The organism is Sphingomonas phoenicis, assembly GCF_047238005.1.
Taxonomy (GTDB): domain Bacteria; phylum Pseudomonadota; class Alphaproteobacteria; order Sphingomonadales; family Sphingomonadaceae; genus Sphingomonas.
Window position 1 is genome coordinate 37,530 of sequence record NZ_JBDFMC010000004.1, and the last position, 24,524, is coordinate 62,053.

The following is a 24,524-nucleotide window of genomic DNA, read 5'->3' on the forward strand; positions in this document are numbered from 1 at the left end:
CGTGAAGACCATCGCCATCAATGTCGAGAAGGGCGGCGCGGGCAAGACCATGATCGCGTGCCATTTGGCATGGCTGCTCGCCGACGCCGGTCATCGTGTGCTGTTCCTCGATCTCGATCGCCAGTGCAATGCGACGGACGCGCTCGCCGAATTCGAGAGCCTCGGCACGTGCAAGCCGCTATTCGAGCCGAAATATGCTCCCCCCGCTACATTCCCCCGGCTCGCGATCTACTCCAATCGCATGGGCGGGGAATATGACGCTGACTACCCCCGCGCGCTCTCGGCTCTGAACGCCAATTTTCCAACGCTCGATCCGTTTTTCGACTTCTGCATCATCGACACGCCACCCTCTTGGTCGTGGATCAATTTCGCGGCTCTGTTGGTGTGCAACCACTTGATCGTCCCTGTCGAACTGGGGCCGTTCGGGCCGGCAGCGACCAAGCAGGTGTCGGATTCGATCCAGACCGTGAACCAGCGTCGGAAAACGCCGATCCACGTCGTAGGACTCGTGCCCAACCGGGTACGCGCCAACGACACGCATCAGATGAAGATGCTGGCCGCGATCAAAGAGAAGATCGGGCGCAACCTGTTCACCAACTTCCTCCCAGAGCGAGCGCACTACAGCCAGGCCATCCAAGAGCATGTGCCGGTGTGGCGGTTCGACAAGGATGTGCGGACCTCACTCCCGCCCATGCGCGCTTTTCTCGAGGAAGCCATGACCCGGATCGGGAGCCACAAATGACAGACTTCTCCGGCTTCGACGTTTTCAGCGAGAAGGCGGCCGTGGCGGACGCCGATCGCGTCCAGCTCCTCGATCCCGAGCTGGTGTACCCCGATCCTGAGAACGTCCGCAGCGAGATCGATCCGGCCAAGATCGACGAGATGGCCGAGACGATCAAGGAGCGTGGCCAACTTCAGCCCATCACCGTTGCGCCGAAGGATGCCGAAGGGCGCTATCGGATCATGTATGGCGAGCGGCGCTGGCGCGCATGCCAGAAGCTCGGGGTGCAAGTCCGCGCGATCGTCAGCAAGACGGACGATGTCGAGCAAGTCCGGATCGATCAGTTCATCGAGAACGACCAGCGCGAGGATCTGTCGACGGCCGACATGATCCGGTTCGTCACCGGACAGGTCGCAAATGGACGCTCGCTCGCCGAGCTGGCCCGGGCGACCGGCCGAAACCGTACGCTGCTGACCCGCTATCAAGGACTCGCGAAGGCACCGGACTATATAGCTGCGCTGTTTGCCGACATTTCGATGCGGAGCGCCGTTGCCCTTGTTCAGGCCGCGAAGGCTGACGATGCGGGAACCCGCGCATTCGTCGCCAACACCGCAATCGAGGATATGACGGTGCTGGCGTGCGAGCGGTTCGCGCGCGAGGTTGGCGCAAAGAAGTCGGCGCCGAAGCCCGCGCCTGTCCCTCAAGCCGAAACGACACCGCCTACCGGCGAAGATGATCCGGCAGCGGCTGGAGGAGGCGAAGCGGCGGCGACGACGGACGTGATCCGGGACGACGAGGCCGATCGGGCAATGGACGAAACGCCGGTGCCTGTCGGTCATGCTTTGACAGACAGTGCTTTGGCCGAGGCCCCTGCACCCGCGCTTCGCTCGCCATCTAAGTCCAGGGCGAGCAAGCAGCGGGTGGAGCGCCCAACGATTGAGATCGAAGGCAAGCGCGCGATGGTTGTCGAGGCATTGCTCCACTTTGAGGATGAGGCGGAACCCCGCATCGTAAGCTGGCGCTGATCGCCCAGCTGACGGAGAGCGTCGGTAGCGACCGACACTGACGCTCAGGTCCAATCCTTCCTTCCGCGACTTCTTCAATTCGGAGACGGATTGGGTGTGCCACGTGGCACACTTGAAGGCTGATTTTGGTATGGGGTGTTGGATGGCAGGATAGGTGTTGCTGCGTTCACTGTATTACATTACCCTTGCAGGGCCATGTCGCTCGCGCCGCAATCTGCATCCCCCACCAAAGATTCAGCGATGTTGACGGCGCGCGTCGATCGCGAACTGCTTGCCGCGTTCGACGCCGTGGCCGAGGGCAGGGGAGGGCGCAGCGCGCTTCTCCGCACCGTACTTCAGCAAGCCTTAAAGCATGTAGCCGATGCCCCCCGGATCGCTCCGCGCGCCGACAGTGCCGGCAATCGCGTGTCGCTCACCTTCACGGACGCCGAAACGGCCGTCCTCGATCATCGCGCGGCCGAGCGGGGCGTAGATCGCGCTGGATGGATCAAGGCACTGGTGCGCCGACACATCGCGCTAAAGGCCGGCGTGGACGACGGCTTGCGCGATGCCGTGGCGCCGATCCGCATGCAGCTCCAGCGTATCGGCCGCAATCTCAATCAGGCGATGAAGGCTGGTAACGCCGCGATGATGGCCGACAGTGGCCTGCAGATCGATCGCGAGCTGCGCCGGATCGCGGATATGCGGGAGGAGATCAACGTGCAGATCGCCTCGCTGGCGGACGTGCTGCGCGGTGAGATCGCTTTCTGGGAGGTCGCCGACTGATGCCGTTCGGGGATCGCGAGGACGAATTATGGGAGGCGATGAAGCCGAGCTTCAAGCCGCGCCTCGTCAGCGATCCGAACGTCAAATATGCCCGGAACGTCGTCAACGGCACGGGGCCGTTTGCGTCTAGATCGCCGGCAGCGTCGCATCATCGAGGAGACGCCCGGGCTACGCTGGCGCGTGTCGTTCGATGCACGCCCGAAGTGCTCGTCAAGGTGACCGGACGGAAGAAGGGCGCCAAGCATCTCGCTGCACATCTCGATTATATCGGCCGTCACGGCGACATCCGGATCGAGACGCGCGATGGCGAGCAGATCTCGACGAAGGAGGACGCGCAGCGGATCGCGGATGAGTGGTCCGATCCGCTATATTGGCGCCAGGGCACGACCGTGTCGGCCGTGGCAATGGTGTTTTCCATGCCGGCGGGAACCGATCCGGAGACCGTAAAGCAGGCGGTTCGTGAGGCGGCCGAGCGAATGATCGGCGACAACCACGACTATCTGATGGCGCTCCATACGGACACGCCGCGCCCGCATGTCCATCTCACGGTCCAGGCCGAGGGCCTTGATCGCAAGCGCTTTGATCCGAGGCGGGAGGATTTGTTTCGCTTTCGGGAGGCATTCGCGGAGGCGCTCCGCAGCCGCGGTGTCGAGGCCGAGGCAACGCCACGCTACACGCGAGGCCAGGGAAGGGCTGGCACCAGCATGGCGCTGACGCAGCTCCGCGCACGCATACGTAGCGGCGCTTCACGTCAGCCGACTGAAGCCGATTTACGGCAAGCGCGCGAGGCGATGCAGATCGCGCTTGGGAAGGCGCAGCAGCCCGCCTTTGTGTCCAAAACGCGGGCGCGTTGGCAGGACACCAAGCGGCGCTATGAGGCAGCGGCCGAACGGCTCGACCGCAGCCCCGATCGCGAGGACCGCAACCTCGCGCGCGACGTGCGGCAATTCCTTCAGGAGCGGGCCAGCATCGACACCGTTCCCGATCGGATGCTGCGCGAGGCTGAGGCGCGCGTGCGGGATGCGGAAAGGCGAGCCAGGAGCGAACCGGCACGGGAGCAGGGTGTGCCACGTGGCACACCTCCACCTCCGTCGAGGCGGCGATGAGCGTCACGGACCCGACGCCTCCAGACCGGTGGTGGAATCGGGAGACAATTCGTCGAGAACGGCATACCTCTTCCACCCGCGAGAGTGGACGTTTAGGGCCCGCGTCAAAGGGGTGCAGGGGGTTGGATGACTGATTTCAAGGAAGTGTCGCCCCCAACGCTGCCTAAAACCCTCCCGAACGTCGGACAATTTCAAAGCGGCCCTCCTATCGCCCCGATCGCACGGCTGATGATCTACAGCCCCGACGACTGGGAAACCTTCATTGAAGAGTGGGTCTCGGCCGCGCTCAGCGCATCATACAAGTCGGTTGCTCGGTTCACTGGCAGCGGCGACAAAGGCATCGACGTTGCCGGGTTCGTCGACGCAAACGGCCTGAACGGCGTCTGGGACAACTTTCAGTGCAAGCACTACGCCCAGCCCCTGTCACCAACCGTGGCGTGGCCGGAGATTGGGAAAATCCTGTGGTTCTCCTTTAACGGCCACTACACTGCGCCACGCGCCTATTATTTCGTCGCGCCGCGCGGCGTCGGGACCAAGCTTAACTTGCTGCTCGGTCACGCCGCTAACCTTAAGGCTGAGACGAAGAAGGTTTGGGCGAAGAACATAGCGGAGAGCATCACTGGCACACAGAGTGTCGATCTAACCGGCGCTTTTGCCGCGTACGTCGACGAGTTCGATTTTTCGATCTTCAAGGCGATCTCGCCGCGAGAGCTTATCGAGCAGCATCGGAAGACGCCATATTTCTTCGAGCGCTTTGGCGGGGAGCTACCTGCGCGTCCGCTTCCCGAGAAGCCACCCGAAGCCGTGCAGGGTCACGAACAACGTTATGTTGAGCACCTTCTTGCCGCGTATGCCGAACACAAGAAGGAAGCGATCGCCGACATAGCGGCGCTCAAGAAGTGGAAACCGCTCAGCGATCACCTGAACCGTCAGCGCGAGAGTTTTTACCACGCCGAGGCGTTCCGGGTATTTCTTCGCGAGAAGGTCGACCCTGGCACATTCGAAAGCCTGCAGGACGAGATCCACGACGGCGTCATTGATACCGCCGAGGGCACGTTCGTCGACGGGTTCGAGCGCGTAAAGGCTGTCACTCAGGCGTCTCAGACCGTTCCGCTCGATGCACACCCGCTTGGATCGAGCGCGTTCGTGAAGGATCGTCACGGGATCTGCCATCAGCTCGCCAACGACGATCGTCTGCGATGGACACAGCCGTGAGCAACGGCAATCTGACCTTCAACGGCCCGTTCGAGGCGGGGATGCGGGCGGTAGCCATTCTCGCCGCGGCATTCCCACGCGAACTCGACATCCAGCGTCTGACGGCCTTCGATTACCTCTTGGTGCATACCGAGATGTTAGGAGGGCCGGAGGATCTTCATCCTGAAACCCCAATATCGACGCCAGCTACGCAGGTGCGCCGGAGCATCGTGCAGGACGGCTTGCACCTGATGATGACACGCGACCTAGTCGCTCGATCGGCGCGTGAGGACGGCATCGTATACCAGGCAGGAGAGCTCGCGGAGACCTTCTTGGACGCGTTGCAATCGCCGTATTCGACGGAGCTTAAGAGCCGAGCCACTTGGCTAGTCGACCACCTTGGCTCGTATGAAGACGGTGAGTTCGACAAGCTGATGCGCCGGTTCTTCGACCAGTGGGTTATGGAGTTCCAGCATGTCGAGCAAAGCTTAGGCGGAGCGGCATGAGTGTGCGGTTGCGCCTTTGCTCGTTGAGCTATCATGGCCCGTTCCGGAAACCTGCCGTCGTGACGTTCAAGCCCGGCATGAACGTGATCTATGGTGCGTCGAACACCGGGAAGTCATTCATCGTTGATACGATCGACTTCATGCTTGGGGGTAAGGGCCCGCTTCGCGACATCCCAGAGCGGGTCGGCTACAAACATGTGCTCTTGGGCATGGAGACGACCGTAGGCGATCAGTTCACAATCGGCCGCGCCGTCGATGGCGGCCCTTTCGTCCTTTATGAAGGCTTGTTTGCGGAGGAGATGCCGTCGATCGACGGGAAGGTACTCGCCGATCAGCACAACGACAGGCGCGATGATAATCTGTCGGCATTTTTGCTTGAGAAGCTGGGCTTGGCGCACAAGCGTGTCCGCCGAAATAAGAAGGGAGACACGAACAGCCTCAGTTTTCGAAATCTCGCTCGACTCGTGGTCATCAACGAGGAAGAGATTATTCAGCAGAGATCTCCGCTTTCAGACGGCGGGTATGGGATGGGGGACACCGCGAACACGTCGGTGTTCAAGCTGCTTCTGACAGGAGTGGACGACACCTCGCTTGCCGCAGCCAAGACGCGTTCGCCGGAAGATCAAACCCGGGACGCACAAATCCTGCTGCTCGATCAGCTTATCGCGGATTATCGGAAACAGGTGAAGGATCTCGCGGGGTCGGACGAGCTTCAGGAGCAGCTCGATAAGCTCGAGGCGGCCATGGAAGGTCAAAGTGAGCAGCTAGCGATTTCGGAAGCAAGCTTCCGCACCGCGTCGACCGAGCGCCGCGACCTGGCTCGACGGGTAGAAGAAGGGCGCAACCGCCTCGCCGAGATCACGGTTCTCCTCGAACGCTTTCTGCTGCTTGGCGCTCATTATCGATCCGACCTCGCACGACTCGAAGCAATCGCCGAGGCTGGAACGCTGTTTGGTGCTTTGGGCGAGGTTGACTGCCCCTTATGCGGGGCTGCTCCAGACCAGCATAAGCAAACCGATGATTGCGAGGGTAATGCCAGCCTTATCGCCGCTGCGGCTCGTGCTGAAATCGCGAAGATCACGTCCCGACAGGCCGATCTCGATTCCACGATAGATGCGCTCAGGAACGAAGCTGTTCAGTTTGAACGGCGACTGCCACGTCTGGAAGAGCGGCTCACCGCTGTGGCAGGTGAGATCGATCGGGTGGTCGCTCCCAATCTGAAGCAGCTCCGTTCGAGTTATCGGCAGCTCGCGGACAAGACCGGTGAAGTCCGTGAAGGCATCGCAGTCCATCGGGGCTTGCTGGATTTCGAGGATCGAAAGGCGAAGCTCGAACGCGAAATGGCAGACGGATCCGGTAGCTCGAGCACCGCGGACGTCGATCTATCAACCAGCACGGCCGACAGATTTGCGACCATCGTTCGAGACGTGTTGAAGGCGTGGCACTTCCCAGGCGTGGATCGTGTTCACTTCGATATGAAGGTCCGCGACCTTGTCATCAACGGGAAGGCGCGTACCTCATTCGGGAAGGGGCTTCGTGCGATCACGCAAACAGCGTTCTCGACAGGTCTCCTCGAGTATTGCGTGGCGGAAAAGACGCCCCATCCCGGCTTCCTTGTCGTTGACTCGCCACTCCTGTCCTACCGGGAGCCTGACGGAGCGGCGGACGACCTCCGCAGCACGGATCTGAACGATCACTTCTACTCGTATTTCGAGAGCTGGGGGAGCGACCGACAGGTTTTAATCGTGGAGAATACCGATCCCCCTGCGAACGTGAAAGCCAGTCCCCAAGCAGTGATGTTCACCGGGATCGAGGGGTTGGGTCGAGCCGGCTTGTTCCCGGCGCCCCAGGCGGCAAGCGAGGAGCCTGCAGCATCAGACTAGGGGCATGACGGCCAGGGTGTGCCACATGGCACACCCGGCTGTGCTCGCGCCCAGTCACCGGGATCGCGATTTTTGCAAGACTTGGTCCTGGGTCATCTCGCGCACCTGTTGCTCCTGTCGAGCCTTCACCTCGATGCCGGCGATGGCCTCGCCGCGACCGAGCCGCGCCGCGACATCTTCCTTGCGTTCCGCCACAAACTCGCGCCGCTTCTCGTGGTCGTTGGGGAAGCGGTCGGCTGCAACCGTCATCGCGAGCGCGACATGGCTTTGGGCCTTCCGCAGCTCCGGATCTTTTGCGTTCTGGACGTCTGACTGCCGGCGAAACCGCTCCGCCAGATCGGTTCGAGGCTCGGGCTGTTCTCTCGCGTCTCGCGCCTGGTTGGCAGTCCGCGTTGTTTGCCCTTGGTTGTCGGGAAGGCCGGCCTGCCGCGCTTGCTCGCGTTCGGCAGCAGCCTTCGTCTTGTCGTCGGGCTTGTAGCCATCGACCTTGATACCCTGTGCGGAGGCGGCGAGGTAGGCCGCTCGCTGGAACTCGGCGTCGCCGCTGACCTTGATCGACGTCCACCCATTCTCTTTCGCGAGCCGGATCAGGTCAGGGAGGGAGTCCCGGTCCTTGGCCTTGATGCGATCCGGCGTGATCGTCGCGACCGGCTGCTTGTCGTGTGCGCTCCGATAAAGCTTGTTCCCGACCCGCAGAAACCGTGAGTCCAGCTCAGGCGGCACTTCCATCGGTCGCCTACGGCGGGCCTCGCCTTCCTTGCCGGCGCCGGCAGCTTCGACATTTTCAACCATGTCACCGCTCCTGTTCTATTACACCAACGACCTCGTCGCCACGCTGCTCGGCCGACACGTCGATAAGCATGTCGGGGTGATCCTGGGTAACGACGCAATCCATTGCGAACGTGAACGGGTCAGGGTCCGTGAGCTGGTCGAATGTCGGCATCGCGCAGTCGGGCAGGTCTTCGTCGTCGCGCAACGTGCGCGGGATCGGGGGCACTTCCGGCGCCGGCTCGACACGCGCACGAAAGAGTCCGTCCGCATAGTAGCGGATCTTGTCGCCGTGGATCGGAGGTATGCCGCCCCGAAGGAGCAGCAATTCGCTATCCGGAAATTGCATCAGCTCTTGCGGGAGCAGAAGGGCTCGGCGCTGGTCCGACATGGACTTGGAGCGGTTCGCCAGAACGCCGTGGATCGTGAGCGACTTTGTGATGGATTCCTGCCCGACGTAGCCGATCCGCTCGGACAGCTCGTTTGCCACCCGCAGCTCCTTGGGAGTGAACGCGACCTCGACGCCGCAGTTGGCGACGATCTCGTTGGCGATATGCTCGCCATAGACGGCGCGGAGCTGCGATCGGGATTGGATGACGGGCAGGAGCCGGATGCCGTAGCCGGCGACGTAGGAAAAGGCGCTGGCGATCACCTGTGCCCGCCCGATCCGCGCGAACTCGTCGAGGATGACGAGGACTTTGAGCGGCGTCTTGGCACCGGGCAGATCGCGCACGTTCAGGTCGACAAGCTGCTGAAACAGGAGGTTGTAGAGCGGCGCGACCCGATCCAGCTCGTCTGGGGAAACGCCGAGATAGATCGACATGCGCTTGGTGCGCAGCTCGCGCAGATCGAAGTCGCACTCCTCCGTCGCCGCGTCGACGCGGGGGTTGAGCCACAGGCTCAGCTTGGACGTGACGGTCTGGACGATCCCGGCGAACGTATTGTCCGCCCCCGACGTGAAATCGGCGAGGGCGTTGCGGCACCCCTGCGACAGAGCAAGCGAGCGATCCTCGAGGACGCGCTTGAAGAACCCGCGCGTGTCGCCCGTCGTCATCAGCCGATAGATCGAGCCGATGGTGAAGGGTTGGTCGGCGACCGCGAGGTAAGCACCGACACCGACAAAGGCGGTCCGCGCCGAGTCCGTCCAGAACGGTTCCCCACGTTCGGGAGGGACGAACAACATCGTTGCGATCTTTTGCAGCTCGATCACTACCTGGTCGGGATCGGTGCGATCGATGTAGCCGAGCGGGTTGTAGCGGGAGGTCCGCCCCTCCGGATCGGTCGGGTTGAACAGGTAAACCGCTTGGCCGTATTTCTTGCGAAAGCCCGCCGTCGCGTCCCAATTCTCACGCTTCACATCGAGGACGACGACCGACTCCTGCCATGACAGGAGGTTCGGAATGACGATGCCGACGCCCTTGCCCGAGCGGGTAGGGGCCTCGACGATGCAATGTTCGCTGCCGCCGAAGGTGAGGAACTTGCCACCCTTCTTACCTAGGACGATGCCGTCATCGGCGCGAAAGCCGGCGCGGCGGATTTCGCCTTCCTTGGCGAAGCGGGCGGCACCGTGGAGGGGCGGCTTCTGCTTCGCGACCCACCACAGCATCAGGCCGGCGATGATGACGCCGACCAGAGCACCCCCGGCAAGGGCCTTCAGCACCACCGGGTCATGCCGGTAATACCAGAAGAACGCCGGCATCTTGAATATGTCGAACTTTGCGCTGGGGAGTCCGAGGTAGATCCACGCGACGACCGACGTGATGAGGAAGGCGACCACAATCCCGACCGGGATGCCGAGCGCGAGGATGGCGCCCTTTTTAGGCGGCATGGCGCCCTGCCGGATCATAGTAGATCTCGGTCATTCGGAATTTGCCGTCGATCTTCTTCATCTGAACCACGACGTCGACCAGAATTTTCAGCAGCGAGCGGATGTCCTCGCGCGCCAGGTCCGCGCCGCCCTCGCTCTCCTTTACCAGCAGCGTCAGTTGCTCGAACGCCAGCTCGGCCGAGTCCGCGTGAATTGTCGTGATCGAGCCGGGGTGGCCACTGTTGACGTTGCGCAGGTAGAAGAACGCAGTCCCGTCACGCAGCTCCTGGAGAAGGATGCGATCGGGCCGCATGCGCAGAGCGCTTTCCAGCAGCTCCTTGGCCGTCACCTTGGCCGTGCCGGTGCCGTCCTTGCTGTAGATCATATGGACGACATTCTTGTGGGGCACCACCAACTCGCGCGTGTCCTCGATCGTGAGTAGCCGCTCATTTTCTGGAATGAGCTTGATGAGGCCTTTGGAGAACGTCGTCTTGCCGGAGCCCGTCGCGCCGGAGATCAGAATGTTGAGCCGGTTCTGAACCGCGAGTTCGAAAAATTCCACATGCCGACCCGCATGGAGCAGGCCAAGCAATCGTTCCTCGACGGGGCTGACCCGCTTGGTGGCCACCTTCGTCTCCGCGAACAGGCCGTTCGCCTCGAAGTCCGCCATCGTCATCGTCTTCGTGGACGGCTTGCGGACCGTGATCGACACGGTGCCGTCGGGCACGACGGGCGGAAGCACGAGCTGGACGCGCTCGCCGGTCGGAAAGATCGTCGAGCAGATCGGATTCTCGCGCGTCACGTCCTGAGAGGTGAACGCGGCTGCGGCCCTGGCCAGTTGGTTGAGGGCATCGAGCGTCAGATCGCCCTCATGCTCCCAGGTCCACCCTCCATGCCGCTCGACGCCGACGATCGCCGGTTCGTTGATGACGACTTCGGTTACACCATCGTCATCCAGATACTGGCGCAGCGGGCGAACAGCGTGATCGAGGATCGCCGTGTTGCGGAACGGCGCGTTCATTTGAGGCCGAGCCCATAGACCTGCGAGAAGTCGAAATCCTTGGCGACGGTTATCGCCATCTCGGTCCCTTGATTGACGCGCACGATCGGGCGAATTTGCTGCGTGTCGTTGAGGATTTGCGATGTCGTGTCGCCGGGAGTGCGGAACACCGTCGAGCCCTGCGGGCTGACGGCCTGGCCGGCGATTTGCCCGCCCGCATCAAGCACGCTGAACAGCATTGCGGCGCCGAACCGCTGCCAGAAGAACCGATCGATCTTCCCGGTGACGCCGGCACGACCAAGCGGGTCCGATGCCGGCGAGCCGATGTCGATCGCGACGCCGCGGGGCGTGACCGCCCGCGTCCACATCGCGAAGAGGCGATTTTGGCCGCGCTGCAACCCACCCTGGTACTCGCCGAAGACGCGCGTGCCTTTCTCGAGCAGCACGACGCGGCCGTTGTCCGAATAAACATCCCGAGGGATGATGCACGTCGTGTAGCCCGGCACGCTGCTATCCATCGCGGTCTGCAGCGTGCACGGGATGATGGCGCCCGCTGTGACGAGATAGTTGCGGTCGCCGATCATGCGCGCCGTGGCAGTCCCGATCGCCGAGGTCTGCTTGAGGTTGTCGAGACTGGTCCTGGACGGCGCATTTTCGCCATCACCTTGCGGGTTGCCGGCGCCGGCGACGTCTCCGAGCACGCGCCTGGCGGTCTGGTCGCCATTGTAGGCGATCAGCGTCGATCGCCGCGCATTGTCGCGCAACTCCCGGGCTTCGTTGGCACGCCGCTCCGCTTCGCTAACGCCGCGGCTCTGCTGCTGCCCACCTGCCGATCCGTAAGGAGTGATCGGCTGACCGTCAGGGCCGATGGCCGGTACTTGCTCGCCGGTGAGCTGGACCGGGGCGTTCGGATCGCGGGGCGCGGCCGCGAGCGTCGGTGCGATGACGGAGTTCGGATCGTAGGGCGCCTCGGCAGCCGGGGGCGGGGCCTTCCTGGCTTCCAATGCCTTGTTGTCGCCACCAGACCCGGAAACGAGCGACAGTACGCCGAACACAACCGCGCCGGCCAGCGCCGCACCCACGACCATCTTCTTGTTGTCCCATTGGACAGCGTTCAGTGACGGAATGCGGTTCGGGCGATCGGCCGCAGGGGGAGCGCGATCAATCTCGTTCACGTCGGGCGTCGCGTCGACGTCGAATCGCTTATCGGACACGTCAGTTCTCCGTCGTGCGCTCGACCGCTTCCGACGCCGTGTCCGTCTTGGGATCGCGGCCGTAGAAGCTCGGGCTTTCGTTGTAGATGCACAGCACCACCTTGCCCCGGCGCAGACGCATTTCCTTGTAGACGCCATGGACGACGACGAACTCGTCGCGCACGTCGAACGAGGCTGTGGCCTCGCTACCGTCGGGGTTGACGGTGAAGATCGCAGGTATCTCGCGCTGGTTCGGGAAGCGCATCACGGTGAACTGCCCGTTGTCGCTGACTTCGGACGGTTGCAGCTCCGACGAGCCTTGGACCTTGTAGTTGAGATTCCGGGTGCCTTCGAGAACACCGATGTCCAGCGCGGCTTTGATCGCGCCGTTCTGCGCGGCGAGCGCTGCGGCGAGCTGCGCGCGCTGTTGCGCCAAGCGGGCCTGTGCCGCCTCATATTCCGGATAGCGGAGCCGGACCTTGAAGAAAGTGCCCCGAGAGCGAGCCGTCGCGACGGCCGACAGCTCGAAGGTGTAGTTGCGCTTGGTGCCTTGGAATTCCGTCACGACGATCAGGTTGGTGGCGCCAGCCCGCTCGCGCGGCTTCACGAACAGCGAGTTGTCAGCGGGGGCGACCTCCCAAGACACCGTGTCGCCCATCGCTACAAACTTGATGACCTCGCCGGGCGCGAACTCGATCTGCGTTGCAGTCCGGAACGCACTCCGGATCTGGATCACGTTCCCGTCGGTATAGTTGACCTCGCGGATACGCGCGTCGGGACCGTGCTGCGCGGGGGTCTGCGCCAGTGCCGGCGCTGCCGCCACGGTGCTGATCGCTGTGGCCAGAAGCAGGATCGTCCTCATCGCGTCGGAACCTCCACGTCGGCCCGGTATGTCTTCACCTGAAACCCGAGCGGATTGGCGTATCGACCGGCTTCCGTTTCCGGCTTCGACAGCACATTGAATGTGATGGTCGCGATAGCGGGCGTCTCGATCACCTGTTGATCGCGCTGGAGCCTCTTGATGAAGCGAACCTGCGCGACGTTCGGCGAGATGAACGCGACCGAGCGGATCGCCACGAACACCGCGTCATTGGCGGTGAACTGGTTTTGCGGGGAGTCCGGATTGTCCTTTTTGTAGAAGGCTGTCCAACGGGTCTGTTCCTCCCGCGCCGAGAGCGACAGCACCTTGCGGAAGAACTCCTCCCGCGCCTGGGGAATCCACCCTTCGCGAGCGCGCACATAGTCGGCGAGGAAATACTTACGGATTGCCTCGTCATAGGTGATCGTCTTGTCGCCGCGCAGCTCCTGGGTGACTTCCGTTGCGCCTGTCGAACGATCGACCGTGACGACATAGGGGACCACCGTCTTCAGCGGCGACAGCGCCAGCACCGCAGCCGCGCAGATCGCCGCGAACACGATCGCGACGATAGCAACGATCCACGCGATCCGGCGCGAGCGAACCGCGGCCACGAACCGATCTCGGTCCCAGCTTTCCGCTTCCGCGAAATAGGCCTTCAGATCCTCGTCTTTGTCCTTCACTCCGATCGCCATCTCAGCAGCTCGCATAGGAGGTTGAGAGCGCGGCAGTCGGGCCGGCGCTCGGAGTGAGTGCGCCGATCGCCGGCACCTTGCTGGCCTGCGACGTGTCCGACCCTCGGGGAGCTGGCGCCGCTTCATCGGGTGGGAATAGGTTCGTCGCCGGCGCTGGGGCTGATTGAGGTGTGCCACGTGGCACACCTCCAGCGGACGGTGCTGCAGCGGCCGACGTTGCGTTGCGCGACGGGATTGATGGAAGAGCCGTCCCGTAGAGGTTTGCAGGACGCTTCTGCCGTCCGTTGCAGCGGGGCAGCTTATCGTCCTTCGCAGCGACCGATGGAACCGGAGCAGTAAGAGCCGCGAGAGCGAGAAAGGCTAAGGCCGAACCGAGCTTCATGCCGGGTCTCCGATTAGCTGTTGTTGTAAAGGGTGCCGCCGGCAGCCCGCGCTTCCGCTCGGCGGGCGCGATTTGCCTGCCAGCGATTCACTGCCCTTTGTGGAGCGTTTGACCATGCGCGACCGATCATCGGCGCGATCCCGCCGGTCGCGGCGTTAGCGAACTGCGAGGCGAGTGATGCGCCACCGCCGCCCAAGCCCGCAGCCATGCCTGGTATCTGAAGGAAGAAGAAGAACCCGAGGGCGTAGAACCCGAGCGCCTTGACCGCCGCTAGGATCAGCGAGTCATCCTGCGTGATCGCGTCAATGAAGGCGTCGGCCGCGTTGGCGATGAAAACCGTCACTAGCAACGCGAAGGCAACGAGGATGACGTAATTTACGATACTGCCGAGCCACTGGAAGAAGAACGGTCGTGTGGAGTCGAATAGGAGAGCGGCGACAAAGAGAGGTCCGACTGCAGCCAACAAGGAAAGGGCGAATAGAGCGAAGGCGCAGATTGCGAAACCGAGGGCCGACGCCAGCAGCGCAGCCAGCATTATGACGACGTTGATGATTTCACTGACAATGATTTCATCCCAATTATTCGGGATGCCGGCCAGGTTCGTCCCTTCCTCCGTTGTGTGAGTTTGAACAATCTCTTTAATGTTCGCGATGGCGCGAACCGCACCCTTGAGTATCGCGTCGAAGAAGCCGCCAAGTCCGTTCACGTCTTGCGCGCCTACGGCGTTCGCGACTTCTCTGGGCAGGCCATTCATGGCGAGAAGGCCGACTGACGCGCCGTAGAGGGTCGTTACCGCGAACACGAGCGCGGCAAGTTTCATCCCTCGATAGACGAACTCGCGAAACGGATATTCGACAGCGCCGCGCAGGACCGCGAAGCCGAGGAGGATGATGTAGATTGTCACCCCAACCCGGAGTGGACCGGAAATCCAACCGATGACCCCGGCGTAGGCCGCAACCACCCCCGCCAATGCGGCGTCAAGTTGGTTGAACATCGCGGTATAGATATTGAAGCCCATTACGCTGATCCCGGATATCTAAGCCTCGATCAGATGCCTGCCTCTTTGCGAAGCCTATCCGTATCGGCCTTGTTTCGTAGCAAGGTCTTTGCGGTATCCACGTTGTTGCAGTTGTTCACGACTACTGCAGGCCATGACGCAGGAGGGCGCTGTGAAGCCTTCCATGTTGTGCAGACTGCGTCTGTCTCGGCCAGCTCACCTTGGTTCTCCGTGAAATACTTGGCGGTGCGCAGCGGCATGTCAGATCGAAGCTTGCCTTGGTCGGAGTCGGACTCCTTCGTGCCACATGCCGCCAGCGCCAAAAGGCAGGAGAAGAGCCAAAGAGCTTTGGTCATGGGTTGACCCCTGCCTCAGCCCGCAGCTTGTCGATTTCCGATCGATTAGACGCCAGAGACCGTTGATAGCCGGCTTCGGCCTTTGCCCTTCGCTGAAGCTCGATCGCCTGAAGCGCCATCTGATCGTTCATCATCTGCGCTTGTTCGAGCTGGAGCCGCGCCGACATATCGGCACGTTCCGCGGCCGAGCTGGCGCTGTTGAGGCGGCTGCGCAGCGCCTCGAGGCCCTGGCGCCGGCTCGTCACCGCATCGCCGACGTTGCCGGCCAGGCCCGTCGTCACGGCCGCCTCGCGTGAACCCTGTTCGTAGGCGGCACGCTGATCGGCCGTCATCGTTTGCGAGCCGCGCCCGATGAGATCCTGATAGACGTCGTTCGCCTTGCCCCGCAGGCCGCCAACGACGCTGAGATCGCCGTTGGTGTAGCCGTCGAGGGAGCTGGACGACACGTTGCTGGTGCGCAGCACATCGTTCTTGAGCTGCTGGGCGACGTTGCCGATGTCCGTCATCTTGTTGAGGTCTTGGTAGAGCTTCTGCGCCTCGCGGATTTGATCGGCGCCCTGCTGGATGACCTGAACGCCCTGCTTCACCTGCTCGATCTGCTGGAGGATCGAGCCGACGTCGTGGACGGGGATGCCCTGCGCGTGCGCCGAGCCGGCCAGCGTGAGCGCTGATCCTGACAGCGCGAGTGCGATTGCCTTGAGTCTACGCATGTCCCTTCTCCTTCAGCTTGGACGGCGACGTTGGTGGAAGACGGGAAGCCAGTTGGCGGGATCGGGGCCGAACTCGGCCGCGGCCTGGACCGCGATCGGCGTCGTCTCGGCACGCCCGGACAGCACCGCCAGCTCGTCATCGAGACCGGTCAGATCCAGCTCAACCACCACGCTGTCATGGCCCTGCTTCACGAGGAACTTGCGCGATTCCGGCGACAGTTCCTCGCGGATGAGCTGGTATTCCGCGTCGGTGAGGGAGAAGCCCTCGACATAATCGCGGCGCGCTCCCTTGGGGTTGGGAAGCATCACCTGGGTCGCCACCTGTTCGAGGATCGAGTGCGCAATATCGCTCTTGAGCGCGTCGGCCGGCGACTGCGTGGCGAACACCATCATCGCGTTGCGCTTCCGGTACGTCTTCAAGCCGTCCTGCGCGAAGCTCCGGAACGCATCGTCGCCGAGCGCCTTCCAAAACTCGTCGACGGCGATGATCGTGCGCTCGCCGGTCAGCAGCTTGTCGATCCGGTGGAACAGGTAGAGCATCAACGGCGTGCGGACGTCGGCGTTGTCGAGGAAATCCGTCATGTCGAACCCGATGAACCGGGCATCGAGCGTCATTTCGTCCGCCGCGTTGTCGAACACCCAGCCCATCGACCCACGCGAGGTCCACTTTTCGAGGCGGGCGCCGATGCCGCCCGCGTCCGCCATGCCGAGCATCGTGCGCAGCGCGTCGAGCGATCGATCCTCGCGCGGGAGCCGCATCACCGCGGCAATTCCTTCATCGATCATCCGCTCTTCCTGGACCGTGATCGGTCGGCTTTCGGTGCGGACGAGCTGGCGGACCCACAGCGACAACCAGGCCCGATCCTCCGGCTTGTTCTCCAGCGCCTTGAGCGGCGCGAAGCCGGTCGGCTTGCCGTTCTCGAGCGTCAGGTAGGTGCCGCCCGAGGCCAGCACGAAAATCTGCGCGCCGCGATCCTTATCGATGAATATCTGGCGCGCGCCCGTCTTCTCTGCCTGCGCCATCAGGAAATTGACGATGACCGTCTTGCCGCCCCCCGTCGGGCCGACGATCAGCGTGTGGCCAATGTCGCGCTTGTGGAAGCTGAAGAAGTAGGGGCTGCGTGCGCTGGTCTTCATCAGCGCAATCGCGTCGCCCCAGTGATTGCCGGTAGCGAGACCGGCGGGATAGGTGTGAAAGGGCGAGAAGGCGGCGAAATTGAGCGACGTGATCGGCGCCGGCCTCGCGCGCCACGCGAAATTGCCGACGAGCTGGCTCCAATAGGCAGCCTCCAGCGCCGCCCCCTCGCGGGCCGCGACCATGCCGGTATCGGCAAGCGCCGCGCGCGCGATCGACATGTTGTCGCGCAGCCCCTTGAGGCTGTCCGAATAGACCGCGAGCGTGAAGTGATGATCGCCCAGGACGAAGCGGTTGGACATGAGGTCGTCCGCCGCGTCGACGAGATCGAGCATCTGGCTGACGGCTCGATCGTCGGCGTTCTCCATCTGCTTCTGCCGCAGCCGGAACCGCTCCGACGCCGCAGCACGGCCCAGGAAGGTGAAGGATTGTGTCAGCACGAACGCGAAGTCGACCGCCAGCAGCGATTGGAACTGCGTTGGCGTCGTGGTCGCCGGATATTCCCGGATGCCGAAAATGCCGCCGAAGGCGCTGCGATCGGCGTCGCGGACCTCCACCGTCTCGCCACCGAAGACGACGCGCTGGCGATAGAGCGCGCTGCCGAGGTGCCCCCGGATGATCGGAACACGGCGATGCCGGCCCGTCATCACCATTTCCGCGACTTCCATCGTCTCGGAGAATTTGAGCCCGTTGTGCCCGTAGATCGACAGCCTGCGCGGCGAGCAGCGGTCCATCAACTTCTCGAAATCGCGCGCCTTGTCCTCTAGCGCCTCCAGCAGATCGGTGTCGACCGCATCGGCCTCCGCTTCCGCGCGCGCCTTGTTCCTGAAGAGCTGGACGAGCTTGTCGGCGCCATGGACCGAGGGACGCAGCACCAGCGTCACGAAGAAGCGGTTGATGAACAACCGCTCCCTGTTCATCCGCGCGAAGTAGGCGGCATCAAGATCCCGCGCGAACCGGGACCGGAAGTTGCCGCCCGGATATTGCTCGACCCGCGCGCGGACGAGGTGCGTCCAGATCGACAGGCGATCGTCGTGCAGGTTGCGCAGCATCCCGTTGAGCTTGGCGTGCCAGTCGTTCAGATCGCGCACGTCGGCCGTCTCGAACGCCCGCCCCTGCAGCTCGAACGTCAGCATGATCGCGCCGGAATCGAGCATCACGACTTCGTCGGTGACGTGCCGCGCATAGGGCAGGAACTTGGTCGGCATCACTTCCTTGAGCGCGACCTTCATCGGCACCTGTTCGGAGAGGCGACTGGTCCTACCCATTGCGGCCGAACCCCCTTCGCTTGATGCCCTTCAGGGGGAGCGGCGTGTAGCTCGACCCGCCCCAGAAGACGCGGTTGCGGTTGGCCGCCTTGGTGCGACCCCACAGGAAGATCAGCCGGAACGCGTTGACGTCGTGGCGCACCACCAGGCGCGAAATGCCGAACATCACCGCGGCGACGACCAGGCCGTAGATGGGGTTCGTTGTGCCGATCAGGGTAATCACGGAGGCCAGCAGGATCACCACGGCCGCTTCGATCGGGATGCCCGCGAACAGCGCAGGCCGCGTCACCGCCAGGAACAGCGTGTTGCGCGCCATCACTTCCCGTTCTTCGTCCACGCTAGGCCCTTTCGCGAAACACAGGCGGAAGCGGGGTGTGCGGCGCGCCCCGCTTCCAAGAGCATCAGCCTTGGAGCTGGTCGACGATCCAAGGCGCCGAGAAGATGATCGCGATGCCGATGATGACGGTGACGAGCGCCCCGGTGTTGACCCGCCCCGTCAGCCACCCGAACCCCGCCGCGATGAGCGCGAGGATCGCGACGATGCGCAGCAGCCCATTGCTCAGCAGGCCTAGAACGGCGTTGCCGAAGCTCTCCAGATTAGTCTGCGCGAACGCCGGCTCGGCCGAGAGCAGCGACGTCAGCGCCACCAGGCCGAACATCGACAACAGCCGCGAGACCTTGCGCTGGCGCGGAGTCATCGCGCCGACGCGCGCGGTGACACGGCTTCGGAGGGCGAGCGCCGGCCCACCGAAAGATGCGAGATTCATCGGTTTTCTCCTTCTCCGGCGAGCCGCGCTCGCTCATATTCCGCCCTCGCAAACACGTCCCAGGATGGCGGCGGTGGGGGAGGCGCAGCCTTGGGCTGCCCCGCTTGGGACGTGTTTTCCTCGACGAGCGCGGCGAGCTGCGCAGCCGCGCTCGACCTTTCGCCGGTGTTTGTCGCGTCGGTGAACGCGCTCACGCGAACCGCGACGGGCCGGATACCGTCGGAAATGCCGGCATTGCCGATCACCTTCCCGACATAGCCGTTGGAGAAGCCACGCGACTGCGACCCGGTGTTATACATTGATAGGGCGATGCGGAGCGCGCGCTGCGGGTGCAGCCCCGCGCGCACGCTATGGTAGTTGCCGGACAGCACCGCGCCTGCCGCGGCGATGTTGGTGCAGGGATCGAACACGTTGTCCCAGGTCAGGCCAAGAGCCTTCATGTTCCGGGAGTTGATCTGCCCGAGACCGAGATCAACCGAATAGCCCTTGCCGACATAGGAGCGGGCGATCGCGATTGCCTGTGCCACGTTCGTCGCGGGCCCGACCTTGCGGCCGAGCCCGTTGACGTTGATCGCCAGCTCGAACCCCTGGCTTTCCGTCTGCACGATCGCCGCGATGGTCTCCGGGGCGACACCTGGCGCACACTGCGCTGCCAACCCCAGGACGATCGCGGACGGGAGCATCGTTACCGCTCCAGTGTTCCAGAGCCCGGTACCGGCCCCGCCTGCGCTGTCGCCTCGGCTTGGGCGACCTGTGCACTACTCGGCACCGTGTATCGGGTGCGGGAGCCGTCCTGCATCGTCATCACGACGTATCCGGGCCGTCCGTTCTTTGGTTTGGTATAGTCCGCCTTGCGAACCCCGCCGGCGCTGCACGTCGGGAAGCCTCCGCCCAGGCCGAGATGAGTGATGAGCTTGCGGATCGGGGGCACGCATTCCCGGAATCGCATCCAGCCACCGGGATTGCTCGCGCAGAGCATCACTTCACATGCCCAGGTCGAATCGGCTGCGCGAGCCGGAACCGCCGCCATCGAGGCAGTCAGGAGGCCAGCAACTGGCACAAACGAAAACAAGCGATTTGCCATGTTTTCACTCCTAGAGTGAAGACAAGCTAAATCGCTCGGACGTGGTTGCCTAGCCCGAAAATGACAATTGGTTCATTCCGGCGGCAACATCCTATCGCGTTAAAACGTCGCTTGGTCCTTCAGGCCGGGCCACGGATGGACATGGATCACGTCCTCATACCCGTAACCAAGGACGATATGGCGGATGGCCGAGGCAGCCTTTTTATACAGGCGAATCCGCTTCTTATCGTAGAGGCCGACGTGGAAGAGCGCTGTACCGCGCCAGCTCACCCGGACGTTGATGTGCCACCTGCCGCAGTCGCGCTGACATACATGGACGTCGGTAATCGTGCCGCCAGGTGGCCGCAGCGTCGTCAGTTCGCGCTCGAGCAGTAAATCCAACTCCACCCTGTTCCCCCGTAGTGATTCATGCGGTTTTCGCTGGTGCTTTGTGGCTTCCCCCGATAGCCTGTATGCGTCCTGCACCGGGGGTGTCTTAGATGGCCCAACGTCAGACCGCTACGATCGAGGATCAGGCCGACCGCATCGTCCGCCAGCTTGGGGGCAAATGGCATGGCGCATCCGCCATGTGTCGGTGCCCGGCCCACGCCGACGGCAAGGCCAGCCTGTCGATCCGCGTCGGCGAACGTGCCGTGCTGTTCCATTGCTTCGCCGGCTGCACGGTCGACGCGATCATGGCGGCACTGCGCTCGGGCAAGATCCTCGCGCCTGTCGACCACGACCCGGGTCAGCGCCAGGAGGGCAAGGCCGACCTCAACAAGCTCGCGCTTGCCGTGTGGCGTCACGCCGAGCCCTTCGCCGGCACGCTCGCCGATCGCTACCTGCGCGAAGGCCGCTCGATCGTCCCCGACGGGATCAACGCCCGTTTCGATCCGCGCTGCCAGTGCGGTGCCGGCGCCGCCAAGGCGTTCGCGCCGGCGCTGATCGTCCCGATCGAGGAGGACGTCGGCGTCGTCGCGATACACCGGACCTTCCTGACGCCGGACGGCCGCTGGAAGGCCCACATGGACGAGCCTAAGCGGATGCTCGGCAATCCGGGCGTCGGTGCGGTCCGCTGGGGCGGCATCCCGCTCGACGGCATCCTGCGCCTCGCCGAAGGCGTCGAGGACGCGGCCAGCGTGATGAACCTGCTCGGCGCCGGCCATTCCGTGTGGCCCGTGTTGGGGATCGAGCGGTATCAGGCCATCGCTATCCCCGAGAGCATCCATACCGTCATCATCTACAGCCAGCATGGGGCCGAGGCGGCGCGCGCGATCGAGCGCGCCACCCCGCACCTGACGGCCAACGGCCGCCAGCTCGTCGTCAAGCCGCCGCCCCATGCTGGCGACTGGAACGACCTTCTGCGCGAGATACGTTCGCTATGAAGCTGTTTCCCGGGGCGACGCGCTTTCAACGATGGACGATGGGCGCGACGTTCCTGATCGTCGCGAGCTATGCTATCTCGCAAAACAGGCAGTCCCTCGTCGAGGTGTCCAAAACACGGCTGTCGTCGCCGAGCCCGAGGGTCATCGATGGGGATACGATCGACTTCCCCAATGGACGGGTGCGGGTCGTCGGGATCGACGCGCCCGATGACGACCTGCCACGGCTCAAGGCATTGTCGAGCGACGCCTTGCAGCGGTTGGCGGCGCGCGATGGCGGGTTGGACTGCTCGGTATCGATGTTCGACTACGCGCTTCGGCATGAGAGCCAGTGCCGGACCGACCCCAAGAGCTACGGCCGGTTGAACCTGGCATGTCGCTTTCCAGCGAACGGCGCGAGTGTCGGGGCAACGATGGTCGCCCAGGGTTATGCGGTGGATTACCGTGTGTTCTCGGGCGGGGCCTATGTCGACTTGATGCAGAAGGCAGCAGCACAGCGGGCGGGGCTATGGGGCGTGGACTACGAAGGAATGCGGCAGCTCGCGGTCCGCAGAGCACAGGTGCCGCAGGGATGCGCCGTTGGAACGATCAAGAAGTAGCCGGAGCCTGCCTCCGGCTCGCGTTCTACTCCGCGGCGCTCGCGCTCCGCTCCGCGGAACCCCGTAGCCCGGTTTCCGCCCATTCGGGTGACGATCGACTAGGCTCCAACGGGCCGCCCCTATGGGCAGGCGTAGCGTGTCGGGCGCGTGCAGCCGATGCTTGAGCGCGGCTCCCCGCGCGCGACGGCCATCGGGCGGTGGGGCGCGGCGTTCTCGCTCGTAATCGCGGCCGTGCTGGCCGGTCGCCTCCTGCGCGCGTATCCGTACCTGCTTCCGAACAGGCTGCCTGGCCTCGTCCTCTACGAGCTGGGGCCGGCGCTGATCCTGGCATTCGCGATCGGGACCGCCATCGCCATCACCGATGGCGGCAGATCGCGCCCCGGCATCCCGGCGCGGCTCGCGCTATTCGCGCTTGCCGCGCTGATCGCCGGCACCGTTGCCCTGGTCATCGAATACGGCAGGGTCCTTCAAGGGCGATGGCTTTAAAGCCGGTGTGCCACGTGGCACACTCCTGGCCGTGTGCCGCTTACTGGGACCGGCGTCTGTCAGTCCGCCTCATTTAGGCTAGCGATCTGACGCATTTGCCCCGCTAAGCCGGTTAGGCGACCTTGCAGACGCTGATCGGCGCTCCCTAGCTGCTGAAGGGCCAACATCGTCTGACGGTGCTTCAGGCGCTGGCGATTGGGTACGACGACCTTCCCGTCACGCACGACGACGCCCGTGATTTCTGCTGGCCGGTCCACGTAATGCTTGAGTTTGTGATAGCGCAGCCCCGTTCGGTGGATCATCCGTCGCACCTGCCAAACATCCGCGACCGGCACCTTCGCGCCCGAAATCGTCACGTCATCGACATAGACCGTCAGCGTGTAACCCTTAACTGCGCAGAATGCCGCGATCTCAGCCCACATATCTTGATAGCTGTAATATGCCAGGATGGGGCTAAGCGGACTGCCCGTCGGCAAGTGACCCTCGAAAGTGCAAAGATCGCCAAGCAGACCGGCAACGTCGCCCCGGCATCCCATAACATTCTGGAAGAAGGCGATCACCCGCACACGCGGCGTGTTGGGGAAAAACTTCTTGATATCGAGGCAGTGAACGACGCGGCTGCCGCGATGCCGCGCCGCATTGCTGACGTAGCAGCGCCCCTTCACCGGGCAGAATAAGAAGGGCGGCGGCTCAATCCTAGCCAGCATCTTAGCGATGCGGCTCTGGACACGCTTCAGCGGCGCGATCGGATCTTCGACCGGACGTTTGCCGCCGCTCTTCTTCTCAATTTCGAACTGCCGATACCGATCTGACCCGACTGCCATTGCGCGTAGCTCTGGCTCCGCAAGGCCGAGCACGTCAGCGAGACGGCGCGGACTGGTGAGCTTGTAAAGCTGCGACTGATTGAGCGGGATGATCGTCTTATTCGGCATGGGTCCGACCGGACCGCGCCTCGAGGAACTGTAGCAGGCTCACTACCTTGCCAGCCACAAAGGTCCGCGCCTGATCAAGCGTGCTCTTCTGGTCGAGGTTCTCCGAAAAGAACATGATTGATGAGACGGGCATGTCGAACACAGTCGCATAACGCTGGATGATGTCCAGCGTCGGCGTCTTCAAGCCGCGTTCAATTTCCGACAGATACGACGTCGAAACCTCCAACCGCTCAGCCGCCTGCTTTTGCTTGAGGTCATGATAAACTCGGATCAGGCGAAGAGCTTCACCCAACATTGCAACTCCTTTCGGGAGGCTATTCAGGGTGCGAACTACTGGCGGAAAACCTTGATGATGGAGAGGGCGACGTGGAGCAGTTGCACCACCACTCGCCCCAGGGCCACCACCGTCTTCAAAGTGGACGGACGGATCAGGCGCTTTGCCCAATGCTGCCGTCGCACCGTCTTCGTTCGCGCACGCTTCTCGTTCAGACCAAGCTTTCGCATGGCGTCCTCCTCTGCCAACCCCATGCACCATGCAGGGGCGCCGCCAAGGCTTTGGAGGGTGGGGTAGAAGCACGTTAACCCTGAACACCAAGGCGGACACCGGGCCGTCCGGTGGCCGCCCGCGGCACCGCTCGCTCGCACGCACGGAGCCACAAAGCAGAGAAGATTTCTTCTCCAGGAGGAGTTTCCCCCTCGGTTGATAGCGACACATCCCCTTTCGAACTGAACAGGAGTGTGATGCCCCAACGCATTTCGCCAGTCAACGAAGAAAATCCGCTCACAGCGAATTTATCGGTGGCACTACGTTGGAGTGCACGGTGGCTCACCCTTGCCGCCTCCAGCATGGAATCCGGACGACGAACGCTCTAGCGCATCGATAAGATCAGTGGAGCGGGGAATGCGGCACCGGCGCAGGGGCGGCAGA

Annotated in this window: 28 protein-coding genes; 10 read left to right on the forward strand and 18 right to left on the reverse strand. The window is 63.2% G+C overall.

Annotated features, from left to right (window positions below; translation table 11 throughout):
• Position 1: 1 nt before the first annotated feature.
• The 7 genes from ABC319_RS18610 (at position 2) to ABC319_RS18640 (ending at position 7,200) form a co-directional block, all read left to right on the forward strand.
• Positions 2-742, forward strand: a complete 741-nt coding sequence (locus ABC319_RS18610) for a ParA family protein (protein ID WP_413071772.1) — start codon at positions 2-4, stop codon at positions 740-742.
• Positions 739-1,746: a ParB/RepB/Spo0J family partition protein gene (locus ABC319_RS18615; RefSeq protein WP_413071773.1), complete on the forward strand. Its 1,008-nt coding sequence runs from the start codon at positions 739-741 to the stop codon at positions 1,744-1,746. The genes ABC319_RS18610 and ABC319_RS18615 overlap by 4 nt, the downstream gene beginning before the upstream one ends.
• Positions 1,747-1,986: 240 nt before the next feature.
• A complete protein-coding gene (locus ABC319_RS18620) occupies positions 1,987-2,511 on the forward strand; it encodes a hypothetical protein (RefSeq protein WP_413071774.1) in 525 nt (174 codons plus the stop codon).
• Positions 2,511-3,617: a relaxase/mobilization nuclease domain-containing protein gene (locus ABC319_RS18625; RefSeq protein ID WP_413071775.1), complete on the forward strand. Its 1,107-nt coding sequence runs from the start codon at positions 2,511-2,513 to the stop codon at positions 3,615-3,617. The genes ABC319_RS18620 and ABC319_RS18625 overlap by 1 nt, the downstream gene beginning before the upstream one ends.
• 126 nt (positions 3,618-3,743) lie before the next feature.
• Positions 3,744-4,832: an ABC-three component system protein gene (locus tag ABC319_RS18630; RefSeq protein WP_413071776.1), complete on the forward strand. Its 1,089-nt coding sequence runs from the start codon at positions 3,744-3,746 to the stop codon at positions 4,830-4,832.
• Entirely contained in the window at positions 4,829-5,317 is a 489-nt protein-coding gene (locus tag ABC319_RS18635) for an ABC-three component system middle component 2 (RefSeq protein WP_413071777.1), read from the forward strand. Before ABC319_RS18630 ends, ABC319_RS18635 begins: the two co-directional genes overlap by 4 nt.
• A 59-nt stretch (positions 5,318-5,376) precedes the next feature.
• The gene (locus ABC319_RS18640) at positions 5,377-7,200 is read left to right on the forward strand and encodes a hypothetical protein (RefSeq protein WP_413071778.1); all 1,824 of its coding nucleotides are present in this window, start codon (positions 5,377-5,379) and stop codon (positions 7,198-7,200) included.
• A 54-nt stretch (positions 7,201-7,254) separates the two neighbouring features.
• On the opposite strand, the gene ABC319_RS18645 is transcribed toward ABC319_RS18640, so the two are convergent.
• The 15 genes from ABC319_RS18645 to ABC319_RS18715 form a co-directional block, all read right to left on the reverse strand.
• Positions 7,255-7,992, reverse strand: a complete 738-nt coding sequence (locus tag ABC319_RS18645; RefSeq protein ID WP_041043271.1) for an LPD7 domain-containing protein — start codon at positions 7,990-7,992, stop codon at positions 7,255-7,257.
• A gap of 1 nt (position 7,993) precedes the next feature.
• Positions 7,994-9,814, reverse strand: a complete 1,821-nt coding sequence (locus tag ABC319_RS18650; protein ID WP_413071779.1) for a type IV secretory system conjugative DNA transfer family protein — start codon at positions 9,812-9,814, stop codon at positions 7,994-7,996.
• Positions 9,786-10,796 carry a P-type DNA transfer ATPase VirB11 gene (gene virB11, locus ABC319_RS18655; RefSeq protein WP_184116729.1) on the reverse strand — a complete coding sequence of 337 codons (1,011 nt, stop codon included), beginning with the start codon at positions 10,794-10,796 and terminating at the stop codon, positions 9,786-9,788. The genes ABC319_RS18650 and virB11 overlap by 29 nt, the downstream gene beginning before the upstream one ends.
• Positions 10,793-11,989 carry a type IV secretion system protein VirB10 gene (gene virB10, locus ABC319_RS18660; RefSeq protein ID WP_413071780.1) on the reverse strand — a complete coding sequence of 399 codons (1,197 nt, stop codon included), beginning with the start codon at positions 11,987-11,989 and terminating at the stop codon, positions 10,793-10,795. Before virB10 ends, virB11 begins: the two co-directional genes overlap by 4 nt.
• Position 11,990: 1 nt before the next feature.
• A complete protein-coding gene (locus ABC319_RS18665; RefSeq protein ID WP_041043275.1) occupies positions 11,991-12,830 on the reverse strand; it encodes a TrbG/VirB9 family P-type conjugative transfer protein in 840 nt (279 codons plus the stop codon).
• Positions 12,827-13,696, reverse strand: coding sequence for a VirB8 family type IV secretion system protein (locus ABC319_RS18670; RefSeq protein ID WP_413071781.1), 870 nt, complete (start codon positions 13,694-13,696; stop codon positions 12,827-12,829). The genes ABC319_RS18665 and ABC319_RS18670 overlap by 4 nt, the downstream gene beginning before the upstream one ends.
• A 218-nt stretch (positions 13,697-13,914) precedes the next feature.
• Positions 13,915-14,919, reverse strand: coding sequence for a TrbL/VirB6 family protein (locus tag ABC319_RS18675; protein WP_413071782.1), 1,005 nt, complete (start codon positions 14,917-14,919; stop codon positions 13,915-13,917).
• 29 nt (positions 14,920-14,948) lie between these two features.
• Positions 14,949-15,254, reverse strand: coding sequence for a hypothetical protein (locus ABC319_RS18680; RefSeq protein ID WP_413071783.1), 306 nt, complete (start codon positions 15,252-15,254; stop codon positions 14,949-14,951).
• Positions 15,251-15,964: a type IV secretion system protein gene (locus ABC319_RS18685; protein ID WP_413071784.1), complete on the reverse strand. Its 714-nt coding sequence runs from the start codon at positions 15,962-15,964 to the stop codon at positions 15,251-15,253. The genes ABC319_RS18680 and ABC319_RS18685 overlap by 4 nt, the downstream gene beginning before the upstream one ends.
• A gap of 12 nt (positions 15,965-15,976) precedes the next feature.
• Entirely contained in the window at positions 15,977-18,367 is a 2,391-nt protein-coding gene (locus ABC319_RS18690; RefSeq protein WP_413071785.1) for a VirB4 family type IV secretion/conjugal transfer ATPase, read from the reverse strand.
• Positions 18,360-18,683, reverse strand: a complete 324-nt coding sequence (locus ABC319_RS18695) for a VirB3 family type IV secretion system protein (RefSeq protein WP_413071786.1) — start codon at positions 18,681-18,683, stop codon at positions 18,360-18,362. Before ABC319_RS18695 ends, ABC319_RS18690 begins: the two co-directional genes overlap by 8 nt.
• A gap of 85 nt (positions 18,684-18,768) precedes the next feature.
• Entirely contained in the window at positions 18,769-19,134 is a 366-nt protein-coding gene (locus ABC319_RS18700) for a TrbC/VirB2 family protein (RefSeq protein ID WP_413071787.1), read from the reverse strand.
• A complete protein-coding gene (locus ABC319_RS18705; protein WP_413071788.1) occupies positions 19,131-19,817 on the reverse strand; it encodes a lytic transglycosylase domain-containing protein in 687 nt (228 codons plus the stop codon). The genes ABC319_RS18700 and ABC319_RS18705 overlap by 4 nt, the downstream gene beginning before the upstream one ends.
• 2 nt (positions 19,818-19,819) lie before the next feature.
• Entirely contained in the window at positions 19,820-20,218 is a 399-nt protein-coding gene (locus ABC319_RS18710; RefSeq protein ID WP_413071789.1) for a hypothetical protein, read from the reverse strand.
• A gap of 99 nt (positions 20,219-20,317) precedes the next feature.
• Positions 20,318-20,605 carry a hypothetical protein gene (locus ABC319_RS18715; RefSeq protein ID WP_071838552.1) on the reverse strand — a complete coding sequence of 96 codons (288 nt, stop codon included), beginning with the start codon at positions 20,603-20,605 and terminating at the stop codon, positions 20,318-20,320.
• A 92-nt stretch (positions 20,606-20,697) separates the two neighbouring features.
• Here ABC319_RS18715 and ABC319_RS18720 point away from each other — a divergent pair, with 92 nt between their 5' ends.
• From ABC319_RS18720 to ABC319_RS18730, 3 genes are all read left to right on the forward strand, one after another.
• Positions 20,698-21,582 carry a DUF7146 domain-containing protein gene (locus ABC319_RS18720; protein WP_201279666.1) on the forward strand — a complete coding sequence of 295 codons (885 nt, stop codon included), beginning with the start codon at positions 20,698-20,700 and terminating at the stop codon, positions 21,580-21,582.
• A complete protein-coding gene (locus ABC319_RS18725; protein WP_413071790.1) occupies positions 21,579-22,178 on the forward strand; it encodes a thermonuclease family protein in 600 nt (199 codons plus the stop codon). Before ABC319_RS18720 ends, ABC319_RS18725 begins: the two co-directional genes overlap by 4 nt.
• Before the next feature lie 156 nt (positions 22,179-22,334).
• Entirely contained in the window at positions 22,335-22,664 is a 330-nt protein-coding gene (locus ABC319_RS18730) for a hypothetical protein (protein WP_413071795.1), read from the forward strand.
• Positions 22,665-22,723: 59 nt separating this feature from the next.
• Here ABC319_RS18730 and ABC319_RS18735 read toward each other — a convergent pair whose 3' ends face one another.
• From ABC319_RS18735 to ABC319_RS18745, 3 genes are read right to left on the reverse strand one after another with little or no spacing between them, the layout of a single operon-like run.
• Positions 22,724-23,596, reverse strand: a complete 873-nt coding sequence (locus tag ABC319_RS18735; protein ID WP_413071791.1) for a reverse transcriptase family protein — start codon at positions 23,594-23,596, stop codon at positions 22,724-22,726.
• The gene (locus tag ABC319_RS18740) at positions 23,586-23,891 is read right to left on the reverse strand and encodes a helix-turn-helix transcriptional regulator (protein WP_019368207.1); all 306 of its coding nucleotides are present in this window, start codon (positions 23,889-23,891) and stop codon (positions 23,586-23,588) included. Before ABC319_RS18740 ends, ABC319_RS18735 begins: the two co-directional genes overlap by 11 nt.
• Before the next feature lie 35 nt (positions 23,892-23,926).
• Positions 23,927-24,100, reverse strand: coding sequence for a hypothetical protein (locus ABC319_RS18745; RefSeq protein WP_256926668.1), 174 nt, complete (start codon positions 24,098-24,100; stop codon positions 23,927-23,929).
• Between the last annotated feature and the right edge of the window lie 424 nt (positions 24,101-24,524).

What these genes read in the sequence shown, in the direction of transcription:
- ABC319_RS18700 (WP_413071787.1), bottom strand. Translation starts at nt 19,134, where the DNA reads ATGAATCTCGCATCTTTCGGTGGGCCGGCGCTCGCCCTCCGAAGCCGT.
- ABC319_RS18735 (WP_413071791.1), bottom strand. Translation starts at nt 23,596, where the DNA reads ATGCCGAATAAGACGATCATCCCGCTCAATCAGTCGCAGCTTTACAAG.
- ABC319_RS18645 (WP_041043271.1), bottom strand. Translation starts at nt 7,992, where the DNA reads ATGGTTGAAAATGTCGAAGCTGCCGGCGCCGGCAAGGAAGGCGAGGCC.
- ABC319_RS18730 (WP_413071795.1), top strand. Translation starts at nt 22,335, where the DNA reads ATGCTTGAGCGCGGCTCCCCGCGCGCGACGGCCATCGGGCGGTGGGGC.
- ABC319_RS18690 (WP_413071785.1), bottom strand. Translation starts at nt 18,367, where the DNA reads ATGGGTAGGACCAGTCGCCTCTCCGAACAGGTGCCGATGAAGGTCGCG.
- ABC319_RS18695 (WP_413071786.1), bottom strand. Translation starts at nt 18,683, where the DNA reads ATGGCGCGCAACACGCTGTTCCTGGCGGTGACGCGGCCTGCGCTGTTC.
- ABC319_RS18705 (WP_413071788.1), bottom strand. Translation starts at nt 19,817, where the DNA reads ATGCTCCCGTCCGCGATCGTCCTGGGGTTGGCAGCGCAGTGTGCGCCA.
- ABC319_RS18745 (WP_256926668.1), bottom strand. Translation starts at nt 24,100, where the DNA reads ATGCGAAAGCTTGGTCTGAACGAGAAGCGTGCGCGAACGAAGACGGTG.
- ABC319_RS18720 (WP_201279666.1), top strand. Translation starts at nt 20,698, where the DNA reads ATGGCCCAACGTCAGACCGCTACGATCGAGGATCAGGCCGACCGCATC.
- ABC319_RS18615 (WP_413071773.1), top strand. Translation starts at nt 739, where the DNA reads ATGACAGACTTCTCCGGCTTCGACGTTTTCAGCGAGAAGGCGGCCGTG.
- ABC319_RS18740 (WP_019368207.1), bottom strand. Translation starts at nt 23,891, where the DNA reads ATGTTGGGTGAAGCTCTTCGCCTGATCCGAGTTTATCATGACCTCAAG.
- ABC319_RS18710 (WP_413071789.1), bottom strand. Translation starts at nt 20,218, where the DNA reads ATGGCAAATCGCTTGTTTTCGTTTGTGCCAGTTGCTGGCCTCCTGACT.
- ABC319_RS18665 (WP_041043275.1), bottom strand. Translation starts at nt 12,830, where the DNA reads ATGAGGACGATCCTGCTTCTGGCCACAGCGATCAGCACCGTGGCGGCA.
- ABC319_RS18685 (WP_413071784.1), bottom strand. Translation starts at nt 15,964, where the DNA reads ATGCGTAGACTCAAGGCAATCGCACTCGCGCTGTCAGGATCAGCGCTC.
- ABC319_RS18650 (WP_413071779.1), bottom strand. Translation starts at nt 9,814, where the DNA reads ATGATCCGGCAGGGCGCCATGCCGCCTAAAAAGGGCGCCATCCTCGCG.
- ABC319_RS18725 (WP_413071790.1), top strand. Translation starts at nt 21,579, where the DNA reads ATGAAGCTGTTTCCCGGGGCGACGCGCTTTCAACGATGGACGATGGGC.
- ABC319_RS18675 (WP_413071782.1), bottom strand. Translation starts at nt 14,919, where the DNA reads ATGGGCTTCAATATCTATACCGCGATGTTCAACCAACTTGACGCCGCA.
- virB11 (WP_184116729.1), bottom strand. Translation starts at nt 10,796, where the DNA reads ATGAACGCGCCGTTCCGCAACACGGCGATCCTCGATCACGCTGTTCGC.
- ABC319_RS18625 (WP_413071775.1), top strand. Translation starts at nt 2,511, where the DNA reads ATGCCGTTCGGGGATCGCGAGGACGAATTATGGGAGGCGATGAAGCCG.
- ABC319_RS18680 (WP_413071783.1), bottom strand. Translation starts at nt 15,254, where the DNA reads ATGACCAAAGCTCTTTGGCTCTTCTCCTGCCTTTTGGCGCTGGCGGCA.
- ABC319_RS18620 (WP_413071774.1), top strand. Translation starts at nt 1,987, where the DNA reads ATGTTGACGGCGCGCGTCGATCGCGAACTGCTTGCCGCGTTCGACGCC.
- ABC319_RS18630 (WP_413071776.1), top strand. Translation starts at nt 3,744, where the DNA reads ATGACTGATTTCAAGGAAGTGTCGCCCCCAACGCTGCCTAAAACCCTC.